Annotated in this window: 21 protein-coding genes and 1 tRNA gene; 8 read left to right on the top strand and 14 right to left on the bottom strand. The window is 73.2% G+C overall.

Annotated elements, in window-relative coordinates:
- Positions 1–9: 9 nt before the first annotated feature.
- From ACWD3O_RS21335 to ACWD3O_RS21355, 5 genes are read left to right on the top strand one after another with little or no spacing between them, the layout of a single operon-like run.
- Positions 10–1,155, top strand: coding sequence for a glycosyltransferase family 2 protein (locus tag ACWD3O_RS21335; protein WP_451416951.1), 1,146 nt, complete (start codon positions 10–12; stop codon positions 1,153–1,155).
- Positions 1,152–2,513: a DegT/DnrJ/EryC1/StrS family aminotransferase gene (locus ACWD3O_RS21340; RefSeq protein ID WP_451416952.1), complete on the top strand. Its 1,362-nt coding sequence runs from the start codon at positions 1,152–1,154 to the stop codon at positions 2,511–2,513. The genes ACWD3O_RS21335 and ACWD3O_RS21340 overlap by 4 nt, the downstream gene beginning before the upstream one ends.
- The gene (locus ACWD3O_RS21345; protein WP_451416953.1) at positions 2,497–3,348 is read left to right on the top strand and encodes an HAD-IIB family hydrolase; all 852 of its coding nucleotides are present in this window, start codon (positions 2,497–2,499) and stop codon (positions 3,346–3,348) included. The genes ACWD3O_RS21340 and ACWD3O_RS21345 overlap by 17 nt, the downstream gene beginning before the upstream one ends.
- Positions 3,333–4,364 (top strand): Gfo/Idh/MocA family protein, encoded by a 1,032-nt coding sequence (locus ACWD3O_RS21350; RefSeq protein WP_451411112.1) that lies wholly within the window; start codon positions 3,333–3,335, stop codon positions 4,362–4,364. Before ACWD3O_RS21345 ends, ACWD3O_RS21350 begins: the two co-directional genes overlap by 16 nt.
- A complete protein-coding gene (locus tag ACWD3O_RS21355) occupies positions 4,361–5,410 on the top strand; it encodes a LacI family DNA-binding transcriptional regulator (protein ID WP_451416954.1) in 1,050 nt (349 codons plus the stop codon). Before ACWD3O_RS21350 ends, ACWD3O_RS21355 begins: the two co-directional genes overlap by 4 nt.
- A 54-nt stretch (positions 5,411–5,464) precedes the next feature.
- On the opposite strand, the gene ACWD3O_RS21360 is transcribed toward ACWD3O_RS21355, so the two are convergent.
- The 7 genes from ACWD3O_RS21360 to ACWD3O_RS21390 all read right to left on the bottom strand — a co-directional run bounded on the left by ACWD3O_RS21360 (position 5,465) and on the right by ACWD3O_RS21390 (position 10,620).
- Positions 5,465–5,626, bottom strand: coding sequence for a hypothetical protein (locus ACWD3O_RS21360; RefSeq protein ID WP_451416955.1), 162 nt, complete (start codon positions 5,624–5,626; stop codon positions 5,465–5,467).
- A complete protein-coding gene (locus tag ACWD3O_RS21365) occupies positions 5,596–5,988 on the bottom strand; it encodes an ATP-binding protein (RefSeq protein ID WP_451416956.1) in 393 nt (130 codons plus the stop codon). The genes ACWD3O_RS21360 and ACWD3O_RS21365 overlap by 31 nt, the downstream gene beginning before the upstream one ends.
- Positions 5,989–6,298: 310 nt before the next feature.
- Positions 6,299–7,483 (bottom strand): helix-turn-helix domain-containing protein, encoded by a 1,185-nt coding sequence (locus tag ACWD3O_RS21370; protein WP_451416957.1) that lies wholly within the window; start codon positions 7,481–7,483, stop codon positions 6,299–6,301.
- A 46-nt stretch (positions 7,484–7,529) separates the two neighbouring features.
- Positions 7,530–8,171 carry an HAD family hydrolase gene (locus ACWD3O_RS21375; protein WP_451416958.1) on the bottom strand — a complete coding sequence of 214 codons (642 nt, stop codon included), beginning with the start codon at positions 8,169–8,171 and terminating at the stop codon, positions 7,530–7,532.
- Between the two features lie 293 nt (positions 8,172–8,464).
- Positions 8,465–8,537, bottom strand: a tRNA-His gene (locus ACWD3O_RS21380).
- 123 nt (positions 8,538–8,660) lie between these two features.
- The gene (gene orn / locus ACWD3O_RS21385; RefSeq protein ID WP_451411110.1) at positions 8,661–9,263 is read right to left on the bottom strand and encodes an oligoribonuclease; all 603 of its coding nucleotides are present in this window, start codon (positions 9,261–9,263) and stop codon (positions 8,661–8,663) included.
- Between the two features lie 109 nt (positions 9,264–9,372).
- Positions 9,373–10,620, bottom strand: a complete 1,248-nt coding sequence (locus ACWD3O_RS21390) for a GlxA family transcriptional regulator (RefSeq protein WP_451416959.1) — start codon at positions 10,618–10,620, stop codon at positions 9,373–9,375.
- Positions 10,621–11,518: 898 nt separating this feature from the next.
- Between ACWD3O_RS21390 and ACWD3O_RS21395 the strand changes: the two genes are divergently transcribed.
- Positions 11,519–12,049 carry a universal stress protein gene (locus ACWD3O_RS21395; protein ID WP_451416960.1) on the top strand — a complete coding sequence of 177 codons (531 nt, stop codon included), beginning with the start codon at positions 11,519–11,521 and terminating at the stop codon, positions 12,047–12,049.
- Between the two features lie 421 nt (positions 12,050–12,470).
- Here ACWD3O_RS21395 and glmS read toward each other — a convergent pair whose 3' ends face one another.
- The 3 genes from glmS to ACWD3O_RS21410 all read right to left on the bottom strand — a co-directional run bounded on the left by glmS (position 12,471) and on the right by ACWD3O_RS21410 (position 16,478).
- The gene (gene glmS / locus ACWD3O_RS21400; protein WP_451411107.1) at positions 12,471–14,285 is read right to left on the bottom strand and encodes a glutamine--fructose-6-phosphate transaminase (isomerizing); all 1,815 of its coding nucleotides are present in this window, start codon (positions 14,283–14,285) and stop codon (positions 12,471–12,473) included.
- 13 nt (positions 14,286–14,298) lie between these two features.
- Positions 14,299–14,556: a hypothetical protein gene (locus ACWD3O_RS21405; RefSeq protein ID WP_356135641.1), complete on the bottom strand. Its 258-nt coding sequence runs from the start codon at positions 14,554–14,556 to the stop codon at positions 14,299–14,301.
- A gap of 881 nt (positions 14,557–15,437) precedes the next feature.
- Entirely contained in the window at positions 15,438–16,478 is a 1,041-nt protein-coding gene (locus ACWD3O_RS21410) for an ABC transporter substrate-binding protein (protein WP_451416961.1), read from the bottom strand.
- 318 nt (positions 16,479–16,796) lie between these two features.
- Here ACWD3O_RS21410 and ACWD3O_RS21415 point away from each other — a divergent pair, with 318 nt between their 5' ends.
- Positions 16,797–18,695, top strand: coding sequence for an NAD-binding protein (locus ACWD3O_RS21415; RefSeq protein WP_451417008.1), 1,899 nt, complete (start codon positions 16,797–16,799; stop codon positions 18,693–18,695).
- 190 nt (positions 18,696–18,885) lie between these two features.
- On the opposite strand, the gene ACWD3O_RS21420 is transcribed toward ACWD3O_RS21415, so the two are convergent.
- The 4 genes from ACWD3O_RS21420 to ACWD3O_RS21435 all read right to left on the bottom strand — a co-directional run bounded on the left by ACWD3O_RS21420 (position 18,886) and on the right by ACWD3O_RS21435 (position 24,699).
- Positions 18,886–20,076 carry an acyl-CoA dehydrogenase family protein gene (locus ACWD3O_RS21420; RefSeq protein ID WP_451416962.1) on the bottom strand — a complete coding sequence of 397 codons (1,191 nt, stop codon included), beginning with the start codon at positions 20,074–20,076 and terminating at the stop codon, positions 18,886–18,888.
- Positions 20,077–20,080: 4 nt separating this feature from the next.
- Positions 20,081–21,022, bottom strand: a complete 942-nt coding sequence (locus ACWD3O_RS21425) for a hydroxymethylglutaryl-CoA lyase (protein ID WP_451416963.1) — start codon at positions 21,020–21,022, stop codon at positions 20,081–20,083.
- Positions 21,019–22,998 carry an ATP-binding protein gene (locus tag ACWD3O_RS21430; RefSeq protein ID WP_451411260.1) on the bottom strand — a complete coding sequence of 660 codons (1,980 nt, stop codon included), beginning with the start codon at positions 22,996–22,998 and terminating at the stop codon, positions 21,019–21,021. The genes ACWD3O_RS21425 and ACWD3O_RS21430 overlap by 4 nt, the downstream gene beginning before the upstream one ends.
- Positions 22,999–23,082: 84 nt before the next feature.
- Positions 23,083–24,699, bottom strand: coding sequence for a carboxyl transferase domain-containing protein (locus tag ACWD3O_RS21435; RefSeq protein WP_451411103.1), 1,617 nt, complete (start codon positions 24,697–24,699; stop codon positions 23,083–23,085).
- Positions 24,700–24,781: 82 nt separating this feature from the next.
- Here ACWD3O_RS21435 and ACWD3O_RS21440 point away from each other — a divergent pair, with 82 nt between their 5' ends.
- Entirely contained in the window at positions 24,782–25,408 is a 627-nt protein-coding gene (locus ACWD3O_RS21440) for an SACE_7040 family transcriptional regulator (protein ID WP_451411102.1), read from the top strand.
- The last annotated feature ends 59 nt before the right edge of the window (positions 25,409–25,467 follow it).

Genomic DNA, 25,467 nt, shown 5'->3' on the forward strand with positions numbered 1-25,467 from the left:
GAGAATGCCGTGAAAGCCAGTCTGGTCATCCCCACCTACAACTCGAAGGACCTCGTTGTCCCCTGCCTGCAATCCCTGAACCACCAGCGGATCCAGCAGGGCGACGCGTTCGAGGTCGTCCTGGTCGACGACGGTTCCACGGACGGCACCGGGGAGGCCGTCGACGCGCTGACCCTCACCTACCCGGTCCGGCGGGTGTACCTGCCCCGCACCGAGGAGTCCTGCCGGTCCGCGGCGCGCAACGCGGGGGTCCGCGCCGCCCAGGGAGACCTCGTCGTCTTCGCGGACGGCGATCAGATCATCGATCCGCTCTTCGTCCAGGCACACATCGACTGCCACCGCGCCCGCCCCGATCTCGTGGCCATCGGTTTCCGGGACTACCTGGCGCCCGGGCCGGTCGACGCGTCCCGCCTCGGGGACGCGTTCACCCAGGACGCGTTCCCGCCGGTCGCCGCGATGGACGAGCGTGCCGAAGTCCTGGAGGTGCTCTCGCAGAACCTGGGCAACCTGGCCGCGGGGTGGCACTTCGTGTACGGGTGCAACTTCTCGGTCCGCAGGGAGCACCTGCTGGCGGTCGGAGGGTTCGACGAGCACATCAAGAGGTGGAGCTTCGAGGACGTCGAGCTCGGCTACCGGCTCCACCGGCACGGCCTGACCCTCGTCCACAACCGTTACGCGCGGGTGTACCACCAGGACCACGCCGAGTCCGACAAGGAGCGCTACGAGGACTGGCTGGAGAACTTCGCGTACTTCACCGCCAGACATCCCGAACTGGAGGTGAGGCTCCAGTGGGTCCTCGACTCCTACTTCGACCCCGCGCGCGAGGACCGGTCCAGCTGGCTCGACGCCTACCTCCGCTTCGAGTTCGCCTGCCGGGCCGCCGCCGGCCGGCTGCCGCTCGGGCGCTCGTACGAGGTGCTGGTGGTGGACGAGGACAACCTGCGCGAGGCCGTCGAGGCGATCGGCCGCGCCGGCGCGACGACGGACCTCGTCGTGCTCGACACCACGGAGGACCGCGCACTGCCCATCGCCGTGCAGTCCCTGCGGACCGGCCGGGAGCTGCTGTACTACAAGAACCCCGACCCGCAGGTGCTCGAGCGGGCGGCGAAGTCCTTCGGGTGCCCCGCGCTCCTCGACCGTACGACGGGGGCGTGATCGACGTGACGCGTGCGTCCGGAACGAGCTCCTTCACCGGAGACAGCGCCGACATCCGCCGACTGGTGACCGAGGTGCGGCGGGGCGAGGTCCCGGCGTACGCCCCCACCGGCTCCCGCGCCAACCAGGCCCTGGCCGGCCTCCTCACGCAGGACCCCGGGCGACTCGCCCCGGACGCCCCCGGCTCGGTCTTCGCCGCCGACCCCCGGCCGGAGGCGGCGGCGCCGGTGCCCTTCCTGCCCCGGGAGCGGCTGCTCACGCGGGACGAGCAGCGCGTGGCGGTGGAGCACTTCACCCAGGTGCTGGCGACCGGCGAGCTGACCAGCGGGCCGGCCGTGGCCGAGTTCGAGGACGCCCTGGCCGACTTCCTCGCCGTACCGCACGCGGTCGGCACGGGCAGCGGCACCGACGCCCTGGTCATCGCCCTGAGAGCGGTCGGGGTCGGCCACGGCGACGAGGTGATCATGCCGGCCAACAGTTTCGCCGCGACCGAGAACGCGGTGTGGCTCTGCGGGGCCACCCCGGTCCTCGTCGACGTCGAACCCGATCGCCACACCCTCGACCCGGCCCTGGTCGAGGCCGCGATCGGTCCGCGTACCCGGGCGATCCTGCCCGTGCACCTCTACGGACGTCTCGCGGACATGGAGGCGCTCGCGCGGGTCGCCCGCCGGCACGGCCTGCGCGTCGTGGAGGACGCCTGCCAGGCCATCGGGGTCACCGGTGTGGGCAAGCACGCGGACGCCGCCGCCCTCAGTTTCAACCCGTACAAGAACTTCGGGCTGACCGGGAAGGCGGGCGCCGTCGTCACCTGCCAGGACGAGGTCGCCGACAGCGCCCGCAGGTTCGCCTACCACGGCTTCGACCCGAAGCAGAAGAACGTCAAGGAGGGCGGCTACGGGCTCAACGCGCGGATCGACAACGCGACCGCGGCGATCGCCGTCGGCCTGCTGCCGCGCCTGACCCTGAACAACTACCGCAGGGCCTTCCTCGCCCGCCGCTACCTCGACGGCCTGGCAGCGCTGGAGGCGAGCGGATCCGTCCTGCTGCCCGCCTTCGGACCGGACCACGCCTGGCACCTGTTCGGCGTGCGCGTCGCCGCCGGGCGCGCCGCGCGGGACGCGGTCCGCGCCCACATGCGGTCGACGGGCCGGGTGGAGACGGACGTCTACTACCCGGTGCTCACCCACCGGCAGCAGACGCCGCTGCACCGGCAGCTCTTCGCCGAGACGGTGCTGCCGGTAACGGAGCGCCTCCACGACACCGTCCTCCACCTGCCCCTGCACAACAACCTGTCGCTCGCCGAGCAGGACCGAGTGATCGAGGCCCTGCATGGCGCCGTCCGTGACACCCTCCACTGAGTTCGCCGTGCTGCCGGCGCCGCGGACGGTCCGCACCGTGGTGTTCTGCGACTTCGACGAGACGTATCTGGCCCACGCCGGCTCGCCCGAGAAGATCCGCTCACGCCGGCGGCTGGAGGACCACCTCCTGGAGACGAGCGAGCGGCTCGGCGTGCTGTTCGGATGGGTCACCGGCAGTTCGCTCGATTCCGTGCTGCGCAAGGCCGGGAACCACGGGCTGCGCGTCCTGCCGCACTTCCTGGCCTGCTCCCTCGGCACCGAGATGTACGTGACGCGGGACGGGAGCATCCGCCCGGACGCGGGCTGGCAGCGGGGGTTGCCCGACGGCGGACACATCGCCGCCCTCGCGGAGCGGGCCGTGCGCGAACTGAGCCGGCTCGGTGTGCCGCTCGTCCCGCAGGACTGCCGGCCGCCCGGCAGCATGACGATCAGCCACTACTACCACGAGCAGGACGCCGAGCGGGACGCCCGCCACCTCGCCCTGATCCGTCAGGTGGCGGGCGGTCTCTCCCTCGGCCTGAACCTCAGCCGTTGCAATCCCGCGGCAGGGGACCCCGAGAACTGCTACGACGTCGACTTCCTGCCGCCCGGCTGCGGCAAGCGCCGGATCGTCGAGTACGTCTGCCGCACGCACGGCGTGGACCGGGCGGACGCCTTCGCCTTCGGGGACAGCGGCAACGACCTGGAGATGCTCGCCGCCGTCGGCCGGGGGGTGCTGGTGGGCAACTGCACCGAGGAGGCGCGGCGCCGGCACCCGCACGTGTCCGAGTGGACCCACACGGACGCGATCCTGTCCGAACTGAGAAGGGGATTACAGCTGTGCGAGTCGGAATAGTCGGCGCGGGCAACATCGGCCGGATCCATGCCGAGGCGGTGCTGGCCGGCCCGGACGTGTCCTTGGCGGGCGTGTACGACGTGGACGCGCGGAAGGCGCTGAGCATGGCCTCCTCCCTGGGCGTACCGGCTTTCGCCTCGGCGGACGAGCTCTACGAGGCGTCCACCGGCGTGGTCGTGGCCGCACCGAACCGGTTCCACGCGGACTACGCGCTGGAGGCGCTCGAGCGGGGCCGGAACCTGCTGTGCGAGAAACCCATGGCCGTGTCCCTGGCCCAGGCCGCCGACATGCGCGTCCGGGCGGCGGAGTCGTCCGTGATCTGCGCCATGGGGTTCAACTACCGCCATCTCGGCGTCGTCCGGGAGGCCCGCCGACGCATCGCCGACCGTACGCTGGGGCGTCTCCTGCACGTCGACATCGCCTTCAAACGCCAAAGCGCGCTCACCCGCACGCACTTCACCTGGCGCGACAGCATGGACGAACGCTGCACCAGCGGCGCCCTCGGTGACCTGGGTGTGCACCTGATCGACCTGCTGCACTTCCTCTTCGACACCCGGATCGACCTCACCAGCTGCCAGGTCGGGCTGCAGACCAAGGTCCCCAGGAAGGGCGACATGGAGGTGCTGGTCGACGACCACTCCTTCGTCAGCGGCCGCCTGGAGATCGGTCCGTCCTTCACGCTGACCGCCTCGAAAGCGTCCCGGCCGGAGGACACCGGGTTCACCTTCACCCTGACCGGCAGCGGTGGCGACCTCGTCCACGACTCGCAGGACGGCCCGGTGCTCCACCTGCGGACGGGGGTGGAGTGGGAGCAGATCAAGGTGCTCGGTCAGGGCCGGCTGGAGGACCCGCCGGGTGAGGTGCCCGGCTGGGCGGACTCCTTCATCGACCAGCTCCAGGCGTGGGCGGGCGCGGTGAGGACCTCCCGGCGCCCGGAGGACATGGCCGACTTCGACAGCGGCTACGACGCCCAGCGGGTGCTCGAGGAACTGCTGCGTCTGGGAGGGCGGGTGTGACGCGTCGACCCGAGCGGAAACGCCCCACGATCGAGGACGTGGCCCGCAGGGCCGGACTGTCGCGGGCCACCGTGTCGCGCGCGATCAACGGCTCGCCCCAGGTGAGCGCCGCCGCGACCGAACGTGTCCGTCAGGCGGTGAGCGAGCTGGGCTACGTTCCCAACCAGGCCGCCCGCAGCCTGGTCACCCGCCGCAATGACACCGTCGCCGTCGTCGTGACCGAGCCGCAGACCCGGCTCTTCGTGGACCCGTTCTTCGACCTCCACCTGCGCGGCATCCGACGGGAACTCGTCCAGCAGGGCGCGGGGCTGGTCCTGCTGCTCATCGAGGAGCCGGACGACTACGCCCGTGTCGGCAACTTCCTCGGTGGCAGCCACGTCGACGGCGCACTGCTCTTCTCGCTGCGCGCGGACGACCCGCTGCCGGGGATGGTCGCCCGGATGGGGCTGCCCGCCGTCTTCGGCGGCCGCCCCTTCCTCGGCGCCGGGGAGGCCGGGGACGGTTACGCCTACGTCGACGCCGACAACCGCGGCGGAGCCCGTGAGGCCGTCCGCCACCTCGTGTCGCAGGGCCGCACGCGTATCGCGACCGTCACCGGCCCGCTCAACCAGGCCGCCGCGGTGGACCGGTTGGACGGCTACCGCGACGTCCTCCTGGACCGCGGTACCCATCAGCTGATCGCCGAAGGTGACTTCACCCTCGAGGGAGGCGCCAGGGCCATGTCCGCGCTCCTCGAGCGGTGCCCCGACCTGGACGCGGTCTTCGTCGCCTCCGACCTGATGGCCCACGGTGCCATGCGCGTCCTGCGGGAGAACGGGCGCAGGGTGCCGGACGACGTGGCCGTCGTCGGCTTCGACGACCTGGCGTCCCTTGCCGAGGGGACGGACCCCCCGTTGACCACGGTGCGCCAGGACATCGAGGGCATGGGGCGCCTGATGGCCCGGCTGCTGTTCCAGCGGAACGCGGAACCGTCCGGCGACCGCACCGTCCGGCCCCTCTCGTCCGTCATCGTGCCGACCAGCCTGGTCCTGCGGGAGTCCGCCTGACCAGGCCGCGGGAGCGGGTGCCGACGGCGCGACGAGGATCGGGGCAGCCTGTGTTCAGCGTCCGGCGCGGGCGGCGGCGCGGGCCAGGAACGCGCCGTCGGCGCAGGGGCGCTTCGACCGGCAGGCCCGGCACAGGTAGCCGTGGACGCCGAGGCGCTCGCCCGGCACGTGCTCCTCCGGGACGGTCAGGACGGCCGCCCAGACAATCTTGCCCATCGGGCGGTCCCGGGTGCCCCACAGCCGCGGGCACAGCTGGTCGAGGATGACCAGGCCGCGCCCGCGGTCCCGCGTCGCGGACGTGGGGCGCGGCCGCGGGCGGTGGCGGACCGGGTCTGGACCTCGACCACCGTGCGCTCGGGGACGACGTCGAGGACCAGGCGCAGGGAGTCCCCCGGCTCGGTCCCGTAGCGGACGGAGTTGGTGACCAGCTCGCTGACGATGAGGACCACGGAGTTGATGTGGTCGGCGGTGGCGTCGGGCCGGTGGTCGCGGAGACATTGCTCGCTGAAGCGGCGGGCCCGTCGGACGGACTGCGGCTCGGGGGGCAGGGTCAGCGTGGGCGGGGACTGCAGGGTCACGGACACCGCTTCACCGCCCGGTGCGGAGATGACGTTCCGTCCTTCGGGCGGCAGCCGCACGACAGGGCCGTCCCCACGCGCCGACCGGCCGTGAGCCGCACGCTGCCGACAGCCACCGGGTCGCGTGACACGGCACCGCGGTACCGGCGCGCCCGGCCGTGCAGCCTTGTGAGGCCGCCCGTGATATTCGCTCGTAGTGACGTCACTGTGCACGTGGGGCGCACGTCGCTCTCCGCTCTGCCGCGTTGGCTTGCTGACAGACAGAGAATGGGCCGTCACGAGAGGTGCGAGGGATACAGCGTGTATCCCCTCAGACAGCGCCGATCCACTTGGTGAAGGCCGTCAACGACTCGGCATCCGCCCTCTTGAGGCGGCGAACCGTAGCTGCGGCCTCCCGCGCCCACGGGTGCTCTCGTGTGTGCTGCGGGGCGACGGACCGGGCAGCCTTCAGCGAGGCGAAGGCGTCGTCCGGGCGGCCTGCCCAGACCTGCGCGCGCGCCAGCTCGATCCAGAAGCCGCTCTGTCGCTCTGCCGGCAGGGAGTCCGGCGGGGCCCACTCGGTGGCGCTGTCGAGAGCACGCTGGACATGGTCCTGCCCGAGACCGACGGCGACGGACACCTCGTGCGCTCGGACGGAGTCCGGGCCGAACTGGGTCCCGTCGTGAGCGGCTTCCGGGAGGGCATCGCCCAACCGCCGGGCTTCGGCCAGATGCAGGGCGGCTGCATCAGCGTCGTCGCCGCGGGCGGCGATCACTGCTGCGCGCATGTGCAGGGCACCGCGCGCGGCAGTCGAGGCTCTGCAGAGCGGGCTAGGGCTGACGTCGATGGCGCGCTCCAGCGCCCGCAGTCCTGCCGTGTGTGCGCGGGCGGTGAAGAACGTTTCGGTGCGCACGTAGGCAGCCGTGGCCTGGGCGATGGGGTCTTCCGTCCGAGCGGCAGCCCAGCGCATCAGATCCACCAGGCGGGCGGACAGATCGTGTGCCCCGAACTTGTGGGCCACGGCATCGGCTGAGCGGGCTGCGGTGGCCAGTAGGTGGGCCGCGTGCAGGCGGTCTGCGCCGGCCGAGTGGTGGAACGCCGCGAGGGTCTGGGTCAGGAGGTGGGGGACGTCCTCGGCGATGCGGGCGTACTGAGCTGTGAGGCGGCGTCGCACGAGCTGGTCGACGGCGTCGGCGAGGTCGGGGAACGGGCGGGGGCTGGTGTCGGGCGGGATGTCGTAGGCGACGATCGCCGCGGAGAGCGTTGGGAGCGCGGCGTGGACGCGGCTGTCGGCGCGGCTGCTGCCGGTGATGATGCGGCCGGTGTCGACGCCGAGGGCGGTGGCGAGGGAGTCGAGGGTGTCGTCGCTCGGCGAGCGTGCGCCTCGCTCGATCCCCTTGACGGTGGGAAGGGACACGTGTGCGGCGCGGGCGAGTTCGGCCTGGGTCATCCTGCGGGTGCGGCGGATGGTGGCGATGCGTTGGCCGACCTCGCGCCTGCCGGCGGTGGTGGACATGCCCGCAGAGTACCGAGACGCTCACTGTCCGGTTGCGGCATTGCCGCTACCCGCTCAGCAGCTGTGCCAGGTCGGTGAGGGTGTCGATCCGCCAGTCCGCGGTCGCGGTCACCTCGCGGGTGTCCGCCCAGAGGTTGCCCCACGGTCCTCGCCGGATGTGAGCGGTGCGGAGCCCGGCCGCTGCCGCCGGGACCACATCGTTGGCCGGGTGGTCGCCGACGTACAGGGTCTCGTTCGGCGAGGCCCGCCCGGCCGTCACTGCGCGTAGGAAGAAGCCGGCGTCCGGTTTGGCCACGCCCCACTCCCCGGAGGTCGCGATCACATCGGCCGGTAGGTCGAGGGCTCGGAGGAGTTCGCCCGCACGGGTGGTCTGGTTCCCGGCGACGACGACCCGCAGTCCGAGTCGGCGGAGCTCGGTGAGAGCGGGCCGCACGTCGGCGTACAGGTCTGTCTCGTCGAGACGCTCTCCGAGGCCGGAGGCCTCGCGTGCCGCGTACTCGGCCGGGATGTCGATGCCGGGGCGGAGAAGGCGCAGGGCGTCGGCGTTGTCCTTGCCCTGGGCGACGACGGCCCCGACGAGAGCGGACACGGTGTGCCGGGGGACGTCGAGCCAGTCGGCCCACGCTGCCCAGTACCGGTCGTCGCGGACCAGGGTCTCACCGACATCGAAGACCACTGCGCGGATCATGCGGGCAGGGTATCGGAGCGCCTGTGGCCCTCTGCCTTCCGCTCCAGGGCTGCCGGTATGGCGGTCGACGTACCGGGTCGCGTCCTCGGACAACTGCACGTCGCGGGCCCGGACTCCTCGACGAAGCCCTCACCCCTGACCCAGCCGGACGGCCGGACGTTGCCGTGCGAGTCGACGATCGCCGCAAACCGGTCGGCGTGCTCCTCCCCGCGGTCGCGGCCGAAGTTCTCGCTCCGCCACCGGGTATGACGAAGGCCCGACCTGTTTTCGCAGATCGGGCCTTCATCCATCAGGGTGAGTGACGGGACTTGAACCCGCGACATCCTGGACCACAACCAGGTGCTCTGCCAGCTGAGCTACACCCACCATGACCGGTGCTTCGGTTACCTTGCGGTTTTCTCCGACCGGCCGAGAAAAAGTGTACAGGGTCGGAAGGGGTGCTCGCGCCGCCCTTTTCCCGGCGCCCCGGAAAGGACGCCGGGCAGGACGTCAGGCGCCGGACACCACGTGCTTGGCGGCGATGGAGCGCGCCGTGGCGGAGTCCGGTCCCGGCTGCGGGACGAAGACGGCCTCGCGGTAGTAGCGCAGCTCGGCGATGGACTCCCGGATGTCGGCCAGCGCCCGGTGGTTGCCGGCCTTCTCCGGGGCGTTGAAGTACGCCTGCGGGTACCAGCGCCGCGCCAGCTCCTTCACCGAGGAGACGTCGACGATCCGGTAGTGCATGAAGGCCTCCAGCGTCGGCATGTCCCGCAGCAGGAAGCCGCGGTCGGTGCCCACGGAGTTCCCGCACAGCGGGGCCTTGCCGGGGTCCTTCACATGCTCACGGATGTAGGCGAGCACCTGCGCCTCGGCGTCGGCGAGGGTGGTGCCCCCCGCCAGCTCGGTCAGCAGACCGGACGCGGTGTGCATCTGACGCACCACCTCCGGCATCGTCTCCAGCGCCGAGTCCGGCGGACGGATGACGATGTCCACCCCCTCGCCGAGCACGTTCAGCTCGGAGTCGGTGACGAGGGCGGCCACCTCGATGAGAGCGTCGTCGGACAGCGAGAGCCCCGTCATCTCGCAGTCGATCCACACCATGCGATCGTTCATACGTCCACCCTACGGGGCGGGAAGGTGACCGTACGCGCTGCCGTACCTCCCCGCGCGCGGAGGGGGCGTGCGGATGCACGCCCCCTCCGCGCCCGCGGTGCGCGGCGGCTCAGCGCCGGCCGGGCACCGTCGGCCGCGGCAGGGCCTCACCGCCGTCCGCGGGCCGCCGCGACTGGGCGGGCACGGCGGGCGGCCCGGGCAGCGGCGCCGGTTCACCCGACGGCACCGGCACGGCACCCTGCGGCTGGCTCTGCCCCTGCGGCGCGACGGAGCCGTTCTCCGAGGCCGTGCCCTTCTCGCCCTGCGGACGACGGGCCCGGTACGCGGCCCGGTAGGCCGCCGGGGACGCCCCGAGCTGCCGCCGGAAGTGCCCGCGCAGCGCCACCGGCGAACGGAAGCCGCAGCGCCCGGCCACCTCGTCGACCGAGTAGTCCGACGTCTCCAGCAGCCGCTGCGCCTGGAGCACCCGCTGGGTGATCAGCCACTGCAGCGGGGCGCTGCCGGTCAGCGAACGGAACCGCCGGTCGAACGTGCGCCGCGACATGTACGCGCGCGCCGCCAGCTGCTCCACGTCGAACTGCTCGTGCAGGTGCTCCAGCGCCCAGGCGACGACCTCGGCCAGCGGGTCGGCGCCGATCTCCTCGGGTAAAGACCTGTCGAGGTGACGCTCCTGCGCCGCCCCGCCTCCCGCTCCGCCCGCGTGCCCGGTGCCGCCGCCCCTGCGGGGCGGGACGACCAGGCGGCGGGCCAGCGCGTTGGCCGCCTCGTTCCCGTGGTCCGAGCGGACGATGTGCAGGCACAGGTCGATGCCCGCGCCCGTACCGGCCGAGGTCAGCACGTCGCCGTCGTCGACGAAGAGCTCCCGCGGATCCACGTGGACCGACGGATAGCGCTTGGCCAGCGTGGGCGCGTACATCCAGTGCGTGGTCGCCGGACGCCCGTCCAGGAGACCGGCGGCGGCCAGCACGAACGCGCCGGTGCACAGGCCCACGATGCGGGCGCCTTCCTCGTGCGCCCGGCGCAGCACGTCGAGCGCCTGCTCGGGCGGCGGGGAGGTGATCGAACGCCACGCGGGCACCACGACGGTGCCGGCCCGGCCGATCGCCTCCAGTCCGTGCGGCGCGGAGAGCTCCAGGCCCCCCGTGGTCCGCAGCGGTCCCTCCTCGCCGGCGCACACCAGCAGCCGGTAGCGCGGCACGCCGGCGTCCTGCCGGTCGATGCCGAACACCGAGAGCGGAATGGAGCTCTCGAAGATCGGGCCGCCGCTGAAGAGCAGTACCGCGACGACCTCCTTGCGGCGTCGCCCGGACAGCTTCCTGGCGCCTGCCTCCAGTACGGCGGTGGAGTCGTGGCTCATCCCGCTAAGCCCCCCTCGATGGTCGCGGCGCCTCTCACTGGACGGGTCTCTCGCTCCAGCACTTTTCCCCTCGGTCCTGAACGAATCCCCCGCCAGACGACAGTCAAGATCGAATCTACTGTGTCCGACGCCGCCGGAAAGCCCAGTTCGGCAAGCGCCGGAATGTCGACATGGCAACTTGGCGTGAAGCATTCGATCACGAAGGGTCGCGGTGCGGGAGGGGGCGGGGAAGCGCGCCGTTCGCGGGTGGCCAATCCCCATAGGGTGCCCCAGGGCGGCCGAACCCTTTTTGCCCTGGTCGAACGGTGATTGGGGGGACGTTTCGGCAGGGGGGTGGGGGGTCGGGGAAGTTGGCTGAAAGTGTGCGGACGGTGGAGCGGAAACCGGTCAGTCGGACGGTGGTGCGCGCGGAGCGGCCCGACATGCCCCCATGCGCCCCGTGTGCTCCGTGGCGCACGGGGCCGGTGGGGCGTACGGGGCGGGTGACCACGCGTGTCCCGGCGCGGAACCGCCGCCGGCCCGGCGGAAAGGGCCCCGCGCGAGGCGTGCGGGTACAACGGCGGGAGGACGGCGGAGGTCACCTCCCGGACGCCCGATCCGCCACGGAACCGCCTGTACGGCGCAGCCAACATTGCGCCCGGGGCGTCGGCTCGTGCATGCTCCGGGGAATCCCGGCGGGCCTCGCGGAGCGGCCGACCGGGTGAAGTCTTGCCACCGGCATCTGCCGGTACCGCGCGGACCTGCGGATCTCCCTGGGGAGGCCCCCGCGGGACCCGCGGAAAATGGGCCGGGAACGCTTGCCGCCGTACCCTGGAGGGTATGGGGACGGGAAGATGAATCCCGGACACAGCTCCGCCGCTCACGTCGCCTCAACGAGGATCACAACGCCGAGACAGCCATGGCCGGTCACGAATACACCGATCCCGCGGACCGCAAGCGGCCGGTCGCCGAACCGACGGCGGCCGATCCCCTGGCGGCGGACGAGACGCGCCCCAGCCCCTGCGACCCCGCCTTCAAGCACGGGGTGGTCGTCGGGTTCGACGGCTCCACGTCCAGTGAGCGCGCCCTCGCCTACGCCGTCGGCATGGCGACCCGGTCCCGCTCGGGACTGATCATCGTCCACGTCGCCAACCGTCTGCCGACCACCGTCTGGGCCGGCTGCGAGCCGCCCGTCTTCGTCGACGTCCCCGACCACCGCACCGAGGTGCTGGGGCTGGAGCTGGCCTGCGCCGACTTCCTGGCCGAGGTGCCGTGGATCCTGGTCGAGCGCGGCGGAGACATCTGCCACGAGCTGGAGGAGGTCGGCCGGGAGTACGAGGCCGACGCCATCGTCGTGGGCTCCACGCACGGCATGCTGAGCCGGGTCTTCGGCTCGGTCGCCGGCCGCCTGGCGAAGCGGGCGCAGCGCCCCGTGGTCGTCATCCCCTGACGCCGGCCGACGCGACCCCCGGCCGAATCCTGCCCTTGCGGCCGACTCCTGCCCTCGCGGCCGAGTCCCGCCCCCGCGGCTGACGCGTGCCTCCGCGGCCGACTCCTGCCCCCGCGGCTGACGCGTGCCCCCGCGCCGACGCCGCGTTTCTCCCGCGCCGCGCCCTGAACGCCGTCAACAGCGCGCGCAGTTGTGTACAGCCCGGCTCAAGCTACCGGTGCGTACGGCGTGTTCGGCGTCGTCACACGGGAAGAAACCCGACACGGAAACCGGTTGCCGACCGCGGTGGGGTGACGGCCACGCAACGGCAGCCTGGGCCGGAGGAGTTCGGGCGGCTCCGGCCCGAGGAAAGAAACGGTCCCTGTGCATGGTGGCGCGCAGGGACCGTTTCGCCGTCCGGGACGCCGGACCGCCGCCGTGACTACTCGACGGTGACCGACTTGGCCAGGTTGCGCGGCTTGTCGATGTCCCGGCCCAGCGCCAGCGCCGTGTGGTAGGCGAGCAGCTGCAGCGGGATGCCCATCAGGATCGGGTCCAGCTCGTTCTCGTTCTTCGGGACGAGGACGGTCCGGTCGGCCTTCTCCTGCTCCTGGTGCGCGACCGCGAGGATCTTGCCGCTGCGGGCCTTGATCTCCTCGAGGGCGGCGCGGTTCTTCTCCAGCAGGTCGTCGTCCGGCACGATCGCGACGGTCGGCAGGGCCGGCTCGATCAGGGCCAGCGGGCCGTGCTTCAGCTCGGAGGCCGGGTAGGCCTCGGCGTGGATGTACGAGACCTCCTTCAGCTTCAGCGAGGCCTCGCGGGCGACCGGGTAGCCGCGGACGCGGCCGATGAAGAGCATCGAGCGGGCGTCGGCGAACTCCTGCGCCAGCTCCTTGATCTCGTCCTCGGTCTTGAGGATCTCGTTGATCTGCTCCGGCAGGCGGCGCAGACCGGCGATGATCCGCTTGCCGTCGGCGACGGACAGGTCACGGGTGCGGCCCAGGTGCAGGGCGAGCAGCGCGAAGGCGACCGTGGTGTTGGTGAAGCACTTGGTGGAGACCACGCAGACCTCGGGGCCGGCGTGCACGTAGATGCCGCCGTCCGACTCACGGGCGATGGCGGAGCCCACCACGTTGACCACGCCGAGGACGCGGGCGCCCTTGCGCTTGAGCTCCTGGACCGCGGCGAGCACGTCGTAGGTCTCGCCGGACTGGGAGACGGCGATGTACAGCGTGTCGGGGTCGACGACCGCGTTGCGGTAGCGGAACTCGGAGGCCGGCTCGGCGTCCGCGGGGATGCGGGCCAGCTCCTCGATCATCTGGGCGCCGATCATGCCGGCGTGGTACGAGGTGCCGCAGCCGAGGATCTTCACGCGGCGGATCTTGCGGGCCTCGCGGGCGTCGAGGTTGAGACCGCCCAGGTGCACGGTGGAGAACCGGTCGTCGATGCGGCCGCGCAGCACGCGGTCCACGGCGTCGGCCTGTTCGTGGATCTCCTTGTGCATGTAGGTGTCGTGGCCGCCCATGTCGTAGGAGGCGGCCTCCCACTCGACGGTGGTCGGCTCGGCGGCGGTGCTGGTGCCCTCGGTGGTGTAGGTGCGGAAGTCCTCCGCGGTGAGGGTGGCCATCTCGCCGTCGTCCAGGGTGACGATCTGGCGGGTGTGGGTGACCAGGGCGGCGATGTCCGAGGCGACGAACATCTCCTTCTCGCCTATGCCGAGCACCACGGGGGAGCCGTTGCGGGCGACGACGATGCGGTCCGCGAAGTCGGCGTGGAGCACCGCGATGCCGTACGTGCCCTCGATCAGGCGGACCGCCTGGCGGACCTTCTCCTCCAGCGTGGGCGCCTGGGAGCGGGCGATCAGGTGGGTGAGGACCTCGGTGTCGGTCTCGGAGAGGAACTCGACGCCGTCGGCCTCCAGCTTGCGGCGCAGGTCCGTGGCGTTGTCGATGATGCCGTTGTGGACGACGGCGACCTTCTCGTCGGCGGAGAGGTGCGGGTGCGCGTTCACGTCGGACGGCGCGCCGTGGGTGGCCCAGCGGGTGTGGGCGATGCCGGCCGTGCCCTTGAAGCGGGCCGGCACCTTCGCCTCGAGCTCACGGACACGACCCTTGGCCTTGACCATCTTCAGCCCGCCCTTGGGGGCCGTGACGGCGATGCCCGCGGAGTCGTACCCGCGGTACTCGAGGCGCGCGAGGCCCTCGAGGAGCAGCGGGGCGATGTCACGCTTGCCGATGTAGCCGACAATTCCGCACATATGTTCTGGTTCCTCAGCCATAGACGATGCGGCGGAGCTGCCGGAGCGAGAGCTCCGGCGGCGCCACCGCGCGGTACTGGAGGTCCGCCGCGATCCTCGTGAAGATCTCCGCGTTCACCAGGCCCTGGGCCTGGAGCTCGCGGTGGCGGCGACGGACGTAGTCCTCGGTCGTCTCGTCGAAAAAGGCGAGAACGTCCTGGATCACCCGCACGGCCTCGCCCCGCGTGAGCGAGGAGGACCGCGTCAGGTGATCGACGAGTTCGTCGTGCATGGCTGATCCTCCGATACGGCGCGCGGCTTCCGCAACAATCCTGCCCGATATCGGGCAGGATCGCGGCGTTCGGGTGCGGCAGGCCACATTTTCGCGGCTGGGCGGGCGCGGGGGCGGGGGCGGGGGCTTCGGGGTGCCGGGTTCGCCCGGGCCGGGCGAGGGTGCGGTGCGGGGCGCGTGGCGGTGGAGCCGGGCTGCGTCGCGGGGGCGCGTGGCGGTGAGGCCGGGTTGCGTCGCGGGGTACGCCTGGGGGCGGGGTGAGGTGGCGCGCGGGCGGGGCCGCCGTGGCTGGGTCGGGGCCTGCTGTGGTGCCGTGTCACGGGGCTTGCGGAGGCGGGGTGGGTGAGGCCGCGGTGTGACCGGGCCGGGGCGTGCGGGGGGCTGGTGCGGGGCCGGTGTCGCGGGGGTGCGGAGGCGGGGTGCGGTGCGTCGGGGCGCGCGGCGCGCGGGCGAGGCGCGGTGTGACCGGGCCGGGCTGCGCGGGGCCTGGTGCGGCGCCGTGTCTCGGGGGTGCGGAGACGGGGTGCGGTGCGTCGGGGCGTGCGGCGCGCGGGCGAGGCGCGGTGTGACCGGGCCGGGGCGTGCGGGGGTCTGGTGCGGCGTCACGAGGGTGCGTGGCGGTGGGGCCGGGCTGCGCCGTGGGGTGCGCGCGGAGGGGGTGCGGAGGCGGGGTGCGGTGAGGCGGGGCGCGCGGGGCGCGGGCGAGGGCGCGGGCGAGGGCGCGGGCCTGTGGGGCGCGCGGGGGCCGGTGCGGAGCCGCGTCGCGGGAGTGCGGGGGGTGACGTGTGGCCGTGGGGCGTGGGGACGCCCCCGGAGGACCGTCTCCGGGGGCGTCGGGCGGCTGCCGGGCCGCGGGGGTCGGGCCTGGGGGCCCGGTGGGGTCAGGAGACCTTCTTGGCGTTCTCGATGGCCTCGGCGAGGTTGTTCAGGAGCGGCGTGCACTTGGCGTAGGAGAGGATCGGCTCCGGCGAGCGGGCGATGACCTGGCCGGCCTTGACGGCGGGCAGCTTCTCCCAGGTCGCCTCGGCGATGTCGGCCGGCTGGATGGCCTGCGCGCGGTCGTCCATGATGATCACGTCGGCGGCGTACTTGTCGACGTTCTCCCAGCTGAGGCTCTCGAACCAGCCGCCGCTCTCCTCGATGGCCTTCGGGTCCGGCTCCACGATGTTCACACCGAGGGCCTTGTAGTACTCGAGGTCGACCGAGAGGTTGTGGGTGGAGACGTAGAAGAGGTCGGGGGAGGCGGAACCGGCCAGGACCTTGATCTCCGGGCGGGCCTTCGCCGCGGCCTTGAGGCGGGCGGCGGCCTTCTCGAACTCCTTCTTCGCCTCGACGACCTTCGCGGCCTTCATGTCCGCGCCCAGCGCCTCGGCCAGCGCGGCCATCCGCTCCAGCGACTTCGTCAGCTGCACGTCGTAGACGGAGACGCCGACGCTCGGGGCGAACTTGGCGATCTGGTCCTTGGACTCCTCCGGGACGTACCAGAGGGTGCCCGCGCCGTCGAACATGGTGGAGACCAGCAGGTCCGGCTTGAGCGCCGCGTACTTCTCGACGTTGAACTCGCCCCAGACGTTGCCGATGACCTCGACCCTGGAGACGTCCATGTCGCCGGCCTGGACGTCGGGCTTGCCGTCCTTGGTGGTGGTCGGGCCGAAGACGCCCTTCACCTGGACGCCGTAGTCGTGGAGGGCCGCGCCCACGCCGGTGAAGGCGACGACGCTCTGCGGCGCCTTGTCGAGCTTCACGGTCGTGCCGCGGTCGTCCTCGAAGGTCCACGGGCCCGAGGAGGCGCCGCCCTTGTCCGAACTGCCCTGAGCCGACGAGTCGTCGCCGCAGGCGGCGAGGACGGCGCCCAGGCCGAGGGCGCCGCCTGCGGCGAGGATGCCGCGACGGGTGGGGAGGGAGGAACGGACCTGAGCCATGAGGTGACTGCTTTCGAACAGGGCGGACAGCCGCCGGACGATTCGCAGGAAGGTTAGCCTAACCTCATTTGCTCCTGTCCAGGGGGTGGGCCGAAAAACTTGCCCGCAGGGTCCGGCGACGCGTGCCCCCGGCAGTTCCGGGCGGTGCGGAACTGCCGGGAAGGGGCAGTGCGCGCTTACCCGCCATGCCGCGACGATCACCGGGCAGGCGTCGGCGGCCCGCGCTAGGGTCGGGCCGGTCCGGACGGGTGGGGACGCGAGGGGGGGCGTGTGGTGACACTGCCGCGGCAGGGCGAACGGGCGCGTACGGAACGGCACATGCTGGTCTGCGGGGACGACGGGCTGGCCCCCCGGCTGGCCGCCGAACTGCGCGACGTGTACCGGCAGCGCGTCGTCCTGGTGGTGCCGGGGGAGCGGCCCGCGGACACCGGATCGTTCGCCTCCACCGTCTCGCGCGCGGCCGCGCTGATCGGCCGCCGCAACCAGGTCCCGGCGGCCGGAACCGGGCCCTACGACTCCCAGCCGAACCTCAGCATCCCCGTGCTGGAGATCCGCGCCGCCCAGCCCGGCCTGGACGTCCTCACCGAGGCCGGCGTGGAACGCGCCACCGCGCTCGCCCTGCTCTACGAGGACGACGAGACCAACCTGCGCGCCGCCCTCGCCGCGCGCCGCCTCAACCCCTCGGTGCGGCTGGTCGTGCGGATGTACAACCGCAAGCTGGGCGAGTACATGGAGGAACTCCTCGACCAGGCGGCCCTGGTGGCCGAGCCCGACCTGGACCGGGCCACCCTGGAGGCATCCACCACCGTCCTCTCCGACGCGGACACCGCCGCCCCCGCCCTGGCCGCCACCGCGGTGGCCGACACCCGCCGGGTGGTTCAGGCCGACGGGCTGCTGCTGCGCGCCGCCGAGCGCACCCCGCCCCGGGAGGGCGCGACCGCCGACCCCGGTCTGTGCACGCTCGCCCTGCTGTCCTCCACCACCGCCGACCCGGCCGGCGCCGAGGGCTCCGACGCCAGCGGTCCCCAGGGTCCGCGGCTGCTCCCGGACGAGGCCGAGGTCCGGGCGGCCACCGGACGCGGCACGGTGGTGCTGGACGCGCTGCGCCGCACCGGCCCCGCCCTTCCGCCGCGCCGGCTGGCCCGCCGGGGCGCGCCGCTGTCCCTGGTGTTCTCCCGGCGGCTGCGCTGGGCCACGGCCGGGGTGGCGGCCTCGGTGCTGGCGCTGGCCGTCGCCACCACGGTCCTCACCGACCTGGGCTTCCTGTCCGCCACCTACCTCTCGCTGCTCGACCTCCTCGGCATCGGCGACCCGGCGGTGGGCGACCCGGCGTCGCGTCAGATCCTGCAACTGCTGTCCGGGCTGGTCGGCCTGGCCCTGCTGCCGCTGCTGGTGGCGGCCGGCCTGGAGGCGCTGGGCACCTTCCGCGGCGCGGGCGCGCTGCGCCGGCCGCCGCGCGGGCTCTCCGGGCACATCGTGCTGCTGGGCCTCGGCAGGGTCGGCACCCGGGTGCTGTCACGGCTGCGTGAGCTGGACGTGCCGGTGGTGTGCGTGGAGCAGTCCGCCGAGGCGCGCGGCGTGCCGCTCGCGCGGGACCTCGGGGTGCCGGTGGTGCTCGGCGACGTCACCGAGGCGGGGGTGCTGGGCGCGGCCAAGATCCACCGGGCGGCGGCCCTCCTGGCGCTGACCAGCTCCGACACCACCAACCTGGAGGCGACGCTGGCCGCCCGGGCGATCGCCCCCGAACTCCGGGTGGCGCTGCGGCTGTACGACGACGAGTTCGCCACCGTCGTCTACCGCACCCTGCGGACCGCGCACCCGCGCGCGGTGACCCGCAGCCGCAGCGTCAGCCACCTCTCCGCGCCGGCGTTCGCCGCGGCGATGATGGGGCGGCAGGTGCTGGGCGCCATCTCCATCGAGCGCAAGGTGCTGCTGTTCGCGGCCCTGGTGGTCGGCGGGCACCCGCAGTTCGAGGGGCGCACCGTGTCCGAGGCGTTCCGGGCCGGGGCCTGGCGGGTGCTCGCCCTGGACACGCAGCGGCCCGAGGCCCGTCGGCCGGACCTGGCGCGCGGCGCCTCGGGCGACGAGCCGCAGCTGCTGTGGGACCTGCACCCCGGGTACGTGCTCCGGCCGGACGACCGGATCGTGCTGGCCGCGACACGGCGCGGCTACGCGGAACTGCTGGCCACGACGCGGGCGGCGCCGGGGCGGGCGTAGGACGGACGGGAGCGGGCGTGGGGCCGGCGCGGGCGTGAGAAGGCCGGGCGGGCGTAGGGCCGCGGGGCGGACCGCCCCGCGGAGGCGGACCGCCCGGCGGAGGCGGACCGCCCGGCGGAGGCGGACCGCCCGGCGGAGGCGGACCGCCTCGCGGAGGGGGTCCGCCTCCGCGGTCCGACGGGCGGGAGTGTCAGGCGACGCCCATTTCGCGGGCGATCAGCATCCGCTGGACCTCGCTGGTGCCCTCGCCGATCTCCAGGATCTTGGAGTCCCGCCACATCCGGGCCACCGGGTACTCGTTCATGAAGCCGTACCCGCCGTGGATCTGGGTGGCCTCACGGGCGTTGTCCACCGCGACCGTGGAGGAGTACAGCTTGGCAATCGCCGCCTCCTTCTTGAACGGACGGCCCGCGACCATCCGCGCCGCCGCGTCGTGCCACGCCAGGCGGGAGGTGTGGGCCTTCATCTCCATGTCGGCCAGCTTGAACTGGATGGCCTGGTTGGCGCCGATCGGACGGCCGAAGGCGCGGCGCTCGCCGGCGTACTTCACCGACTCGTCCACGCAGCCCTGCGCCAGTCCGGTGGCCAGCGCCGCGATGGCGATCCGGCCCTCGTCGAGGATCCGCAGGAACTGGGCGTACCCGCGGCCCTCCTGGCCCAGCAGGTTGGCGGCCGGGACGCGGACGTCGGAGAAGGAGAGCTCACGGGTGTCCGAGGCGTTCCAGCCGACCTTGGAGTAGGGGGCGGCGACCGTGAACCCGGGGGTCCCGGAGGGGACGATGATCGCGGAGATCTCCGGCCGCCCGTCCGGCTTGCGGCCGGTGACCGCGGTGACCGTGACCAGGCCGGTGATGTCCGTGCCGGAGTTGGTGATGAAGCACTTGGTGCCGTTGATCACCCACTCGCCGGTGGCCTCGTCCAGCCGGGCCGTGGTGCGGGTGGCGCCCGCGTCGGAGCCGCCCTCGGGCTCGGTCAGGCCGAACGCGCCGAGGACCTCGCCGGAGCACAGCCGCGGCAGCCACCGGCGCTTCTGCTCCTCGGTGCCGAAGAGGTGGATCGGCATGGCGCCCAGCGAGACACCGGCCTCCAGGGTGATGGCGACCGAGGAGTCGACCCGGGCCAGCTCCTCCAGGGCGACGCCCAGGGCGAAGTAGTCGCCGCCCATGCCGCCGTACTCCTCGGGGAACGGCAGGCCGAACAGGCCCATGCGGCCCATCTCGCGGACGATCTCGTACGGGAACTCGTGCCGCTCGTAGTGGTCGCCGATCTTGGGGGCGACCACGTCGTGGGCGAACTCCTCGACGGTGCGGCGCAGTTCCTCCAGCTCGGGGCTGAGGCGGCGGTCCCGCGGGGTGGCGGTGGTGTCGGTGGTGGCGGTCATCGCGTCACTGCTCCTGGTGGGAGAGGGCTCGGACGGTGCGGGACGGGCTGGGCCGGCCCAGGTGGTCGGCCATCCATACGCTGGTGGCGGTGAGACGGCCGAGGTCGACCCCGGTCTCGATGCCGAGGCCCTGGAGCATCCACACCAGGTCCTCGGTCGCGAGGTTGCCGGTGGCGGACTTCGCGTACGGGCATCCGCCGAGGCCTCCGGCGGAGGCGTCGACGGTGGTGACACCGGCCTGGAGGGCGGCCAGGGTGTTGGCCAGGGCCTGGCCGTAGGTGTCGTGGAAGTGGACGCCGACGGCCTCCGTGGGGACCCCGGCCTCCCGCAGGGCGGCGAGTACGCCGGTGACGTGGCCCGGCGTGGCGACGCCGATGGTGTCGCTCAGGCTCAGCTCGTCGGCGCCCATGTCCAGCAGCGCACGGCAGACCCTGACGACCTGCGGGACGGCCACCGGGCCCTCCCACGGGTCGCCGAAGACCATCGAGACGTACGCGCGGATCCGCAGCCCCTCCGCCCCGGCGCGGGCGGCGACCGGCTCGAACATGGCCAGCGACTCGTCGACCGTGCGGTTGAGGTTGGCCTTGGCGAAGGACTCGGTGGCGCTGGCGAACAGCGCCACCGTGCGCGCGCCCAGCGCCAGCGCCCGGTCCAGGCCGCGCTCGTTGGGCACCAGCACCGGCAGCTCGACCGGCAGGTCGCGGACCATCGGGAACAGTTGCTCCGCGTCCGCGAGCTGCGGGACCCACTTGGGGTGGACGAAACTGGTGGCCTCGACCGTGGACAGCCCCGCCCCGGCGAGACGGCGGACGAACTCCGCCTTCACCTCGGTGGGGACCGTGCCCTGCTCGTTCTGCAGGCCGTCCCGGGCGCCGACCTCGTAGATCCGCACCCGGGCGGGGAGGCCCTCGGCGGAGACCCGCATCGGCAGTCCGGCGGCGGTCATCGCGTTTCCTCCCCGTCCTCGTCGGGCGTGATCACGACGAGGACCTGGTCCATCGCGACCGCGGTGCCCGGGGTGACCTCCAGCTCGGCGACCGTGCCGGAGTGCGGGGCGGAGATGACGTGCTCCATCTTCATCGCCTCCACCACCAGCAGGCTCTGCCCGGCCTCCACCCGGTCGCCGACGGCGGCCTTGACCACCGTCACCGTGCCCGGCATGGGGGCGGTCAGCGAGTCCGCGCCGGCGCGGGCCGCACCGGTCAGCGAGGCGGCCACCGGGTCGTGGTCGCGGACCTGCCAGGCGTCGCCCTCCCGGCCGAGCCAGTCGTCGGCCCGGTGGAAGGTGTGGCGCACGCCGTCCAGCGTCACCGAGACCCGGTCCGGGCCCACCTCGTGACCGGCCGCGTCGCCCCGCGGCGTGTGGGTGACCGGGTCGAGCCCCGGCACCCGCAGCGGGAAGGCGGCCGGCCGGTACGCCTCGACGCCGCCGAGGCGCCAGCCGCTGGGAACGGCGAACGGGTCCGTCCAGCCGCCCTCGGCCTGCTCGGGCGCCAGCCCGGCCAGCCGGACCGCGGCCGCCGCCTCGTAGACCTCCGCGGGCACGCCCTCGGGGATCAGGGAGTCGACCTCCCGCTCCACCAGACCGGTGTCCATCTCGCCCGACACCACCGCCGGGTGGGCCAGCAGCCGGCGCAGGAACCCGGCGTTGGTGGGCACGCCCAGCACCACCAGGTCCGCGAGGGCGGCCCGCAGGCGGCGCAGCGCCGTGGCCCGGTCGGGGCCGTGCGCGATCACCTTGGCCAGCATCGGGTCGTAGAGGCTGCCCACCTCGGAGCCCTCGGCCAGCCCGGAGTCGGTGCGCACGCCGGGACCGGACGGCTCGCGCAGCAGAAGCACCCTGCCGCCCGAGGGCAGGAAGCCGCGCGAGGGGTCCTCCGCGCAGATGCGGGCCTCCACGGCGTGGCCGGTGAGGGTGACGTCCTGCTGGGTGAAGGGCAGGGGCTCGCCGGCGGCGACCCGCAGCTGCCACTCCACCAGGTCCAGGCCGCCCCCACCGATGGACACGGCCAGCTCCGTCACCGGGTGCTCGACCTGGAGGCGGGTGTTCATCTCCATGAAGTAGTAGGAGGAGGGATCGCCGCCGGGGACGATGAACTCCACCGTGCCCGCGCCGACGTAGCCGCAGGAGCGGGCCGCCTGGACGGCCGCCTCGCCCATCGCCGCCCGGGTCGCCTCGTCCAGCAGGACGCTGGGCGCCTCCTCGACGATCTTCTGGTGCCGCCGCTGGAGCGAGCACTCGCGCTCGCCCAGGTGCAGGACGTTGCCGTGGGCGTCGGCCAGGACCTGGATCTCGATGTGCCGGGGGCGGTCGACCCAGCGCTCCACCAGCAGCGTGTCGTCACCGAAGGAGGCGCGGGCCTCCCGGCGGGCCGCGGCGATCTCGTCGGCCAGCGCGGACTCCTCGCGGACCAGGCGCATGCCCTTGCCGCCGCCGCCCGCGCTGGGCTTGAGCAGCACCGGCATGCCGATCTCCCGGGCCGCCCGCGCCAGCTCGGCGTCGGACAGCCCGCTGCCGCTGGAACCCGGCACCACCGGGACGCCGGCCGCGCGGACCGTCTCCTTGGCGCGGATCTTGTCGCCCATCAGGTCGATCGCCGAGGCGGGCGGGCCGAGGAAGACCAGCCCGGCGTCCGCGCAGGCCTGCGCGAAGGCGGCGTTCTCCGCGAGGAAGCCGTACCCCGGGTGCACGGCCTGCGCGCCGGTGCGGGCGGCGGCCTCCAGGATCCGGTCGATGCGCAGGTAGCTCTCGGCGGCCGGCGCGGGGCCGATCCGCACCGCGGTGTCGGCCGCCCGCACGTGCGGTGCCCCGGCGTCCGCGTCCGAGAAGACGGCGACCGAGCGGACGCCCAGTTCCCGCAGCGTGCGGATCACCCGGACGGCGATCTCGCCGCGGTTGGCGACCAGCACCGTGTCGAACATCGCCCTCGGGGCCGCGGGCCCCGAGGGCGCTGCCTGCGCGGTCGTGGCCTGCGTAGTCATGGTGTGTGTCACGTGTCCCACCCCTCACATCCGGAAGACGCCGAACTTCGGCTCGCCCAGCGGGGCGTTGCCGCAGGCGGTCAGAGCCAGGCCCAGGACCTGCCGGGTGTCCAGCGGGTCGATCACGCCGTCGTCCCAGAGACGGGCCGTCGCGTAGTAGGCGTTCCCCTGCTCCTCGTACTGGGCGCGCACGGGGGCCTTGAAGGACTCCTCGTCCTCCGCGGGCCACTCCTCGCCGCGCGCCTCGAGCTGGTCCCGCTTGACCGTGGCCAGCACGGAGGCGGCCTGCTCGCCGCCCATCACCGAGATCTTGGCGTTCGGCCACATCCACAGGAAGCGCGGCGAATAGGCCCGTCCGCACATGGAGTAGTTGCCCGCGCCGTACGAGCCGCCGACCACCACCGTCAGCTTCGGCACCCGGGTGCAGGCCACCGCCGTGACCATCTTGGCGCCGTGCTTGGCGATGCCGCCCGCCTCGTAGTCGCGGCCGACCATGAAGCCGGAGATGTTCTGCAGGAACACCAGGGGGATGCCGCGCTGGTCGCACAGTTCGACGAAGTGCGCGCCCTTCTGGGCGGACTCGGCGAACAGGATGCCGTTGTTGGCGACGATGCCCACCGGGTGGCCGTGGATCCGGGCGAAGCCGGTGACCAGGGTCTGGCCGAACTCCGACTTGAACTCGGCGAAGCGGGAGCCGTCGACGATCCGGGCGATGATCTCGCGGGCGTCGTAGGGCGTGCGGGAGTCGACCGGCACCGCGCCGTAGAGGCCGAACGGGTCCACCTTGGGCTCGACGGGGGCGGTGACCTGCCAGGGCAGCTCCCGGCGGGCGGGCAGCGTGGAGACGATGGTCCGCACGATGCGCAGGGCGTGCGCGTCGTCCTCGGCGAGGTGGTCGGTGACGCCGGAGACCCGGGAGTGGACCTCGCCGCCGCCCAGCTCCTCCGCCGTGACCACCTCGCCCGTGGCCGCCTTCACCAGCGGCGGACCGCCCAGGAAGATCGTGCCCTGGTCGCGGACGATGACCGCCTCGTCGCTCATCGCCGGGACGTAGGCGCCGCCCGCCGTGCAGGAACCCATCACGGAGGCGATCTGCGGGATCCCGGCCGCGGACATCCTGGCCTGGTTGTAGAAGATCCGGCCGAAGTGCTCCCGGTCGGGGAAGACCTCGTCCTGCATCGGCAGGAACGCGCCGCCGGAGTCGACCAGGTAGACGCACGGGAGGCGGTTCTCCAGCGCGACCTCCTGGGCGCGCAGGTGCTTCTTCACCGTCATCGGGTAGTAGGTGCCGCCCTTGACCGTGGCGTCGTTGGCCACGACCACGCACTCGCGGCCGCCGATCCGGCCGATGCCGGCGATCACCCCCGCGGCGGGCGCCTGGCCGTCGTACAGCCCGTCCGCCGCGAGCGGCGCGAGCTCCAGGAACGGCGAGCCGGGGTCGAGCAGGGTGTCGACCCGGTCGCGCGGCAGCAGCTTGCCGCGCGCGGTGTGCCGCGCGCGGGCCTTCTCGCCCCCGCCCAGGCGGGCCGCGGCCAGCTTGGCGCGCAGCTCCTCCACCAGGGCGCGGTGGGCCGCCTCGTTGGCCCTCCAGGCGTCCGAGGCGGGATCCGCCGCGCTCTTCAGCTCCGGTGCGTCGTCCATCAGGCGCTCCCTCAGGTTAGCGCTCGTTAACCCATTTCCTTCAGGTTAACGAGCGCTAACCCGCCTGTCTACAATTGATGCCATGGCCACCAGGACCGATGCCTCGACCCGCCGTGAGCAGATCCTCAAGGAGGCCGCGCGGCTCTTCGCCGAACGCGGCTTCCACGGCGTCGGCGTCGACGAGATAGGCGCCGCCGTCGGCATCAGCGGGCCCGGGCTGTACCGGCACTTCGCCGGCAAGGACGCGATGCTCGCGGAGCTGCTGGTGGGCATCAGCGGTCAGCTCCTCACGGGGGGCAGGCGGCGGGTGGCCGAAGCCGGGACCGAGGCCGGGGCCGCGGCCGGGGGAGGCCCCGAGGCGGTCCTCGACTCGCTGATCGAGGGGCACATCGACTTCGCGCTCGACGACCGCCCGCTGATCACCCTGCACGACCGCGAGCTGGACCGCCTGCGGGACAGCGACCGGAAGATGGTGCGGCAGCTCCAGCGGCAGTACGTCGAGCTGTGGGTGGCGGTCGTGCGGGACGTGCACCCGGAGCTGGCCGAGCCCCCGGCGCGGGCGGCGGTGCACGCGGTGTTCGGGCTGCTCAACTCCACGCCGCACCTCAGCCGGCCGCGCCTGCCGGGGCGGGCGGCGACGGCGGCGCTGCTCCACGCGATGGCGCGCGGCGCGTTCGCCTCCGCCGCGGAGGTCGCCGCCGGGGCGTGACGGGGCGGCGGGGAGAGGCGGGGAGCGGCGGCGTGACGCGGCGGCGTGTCGCGGTGGCG

Source organism: Streptomyces sp. NPDC002640 (genome assembly GCF_053592575.1).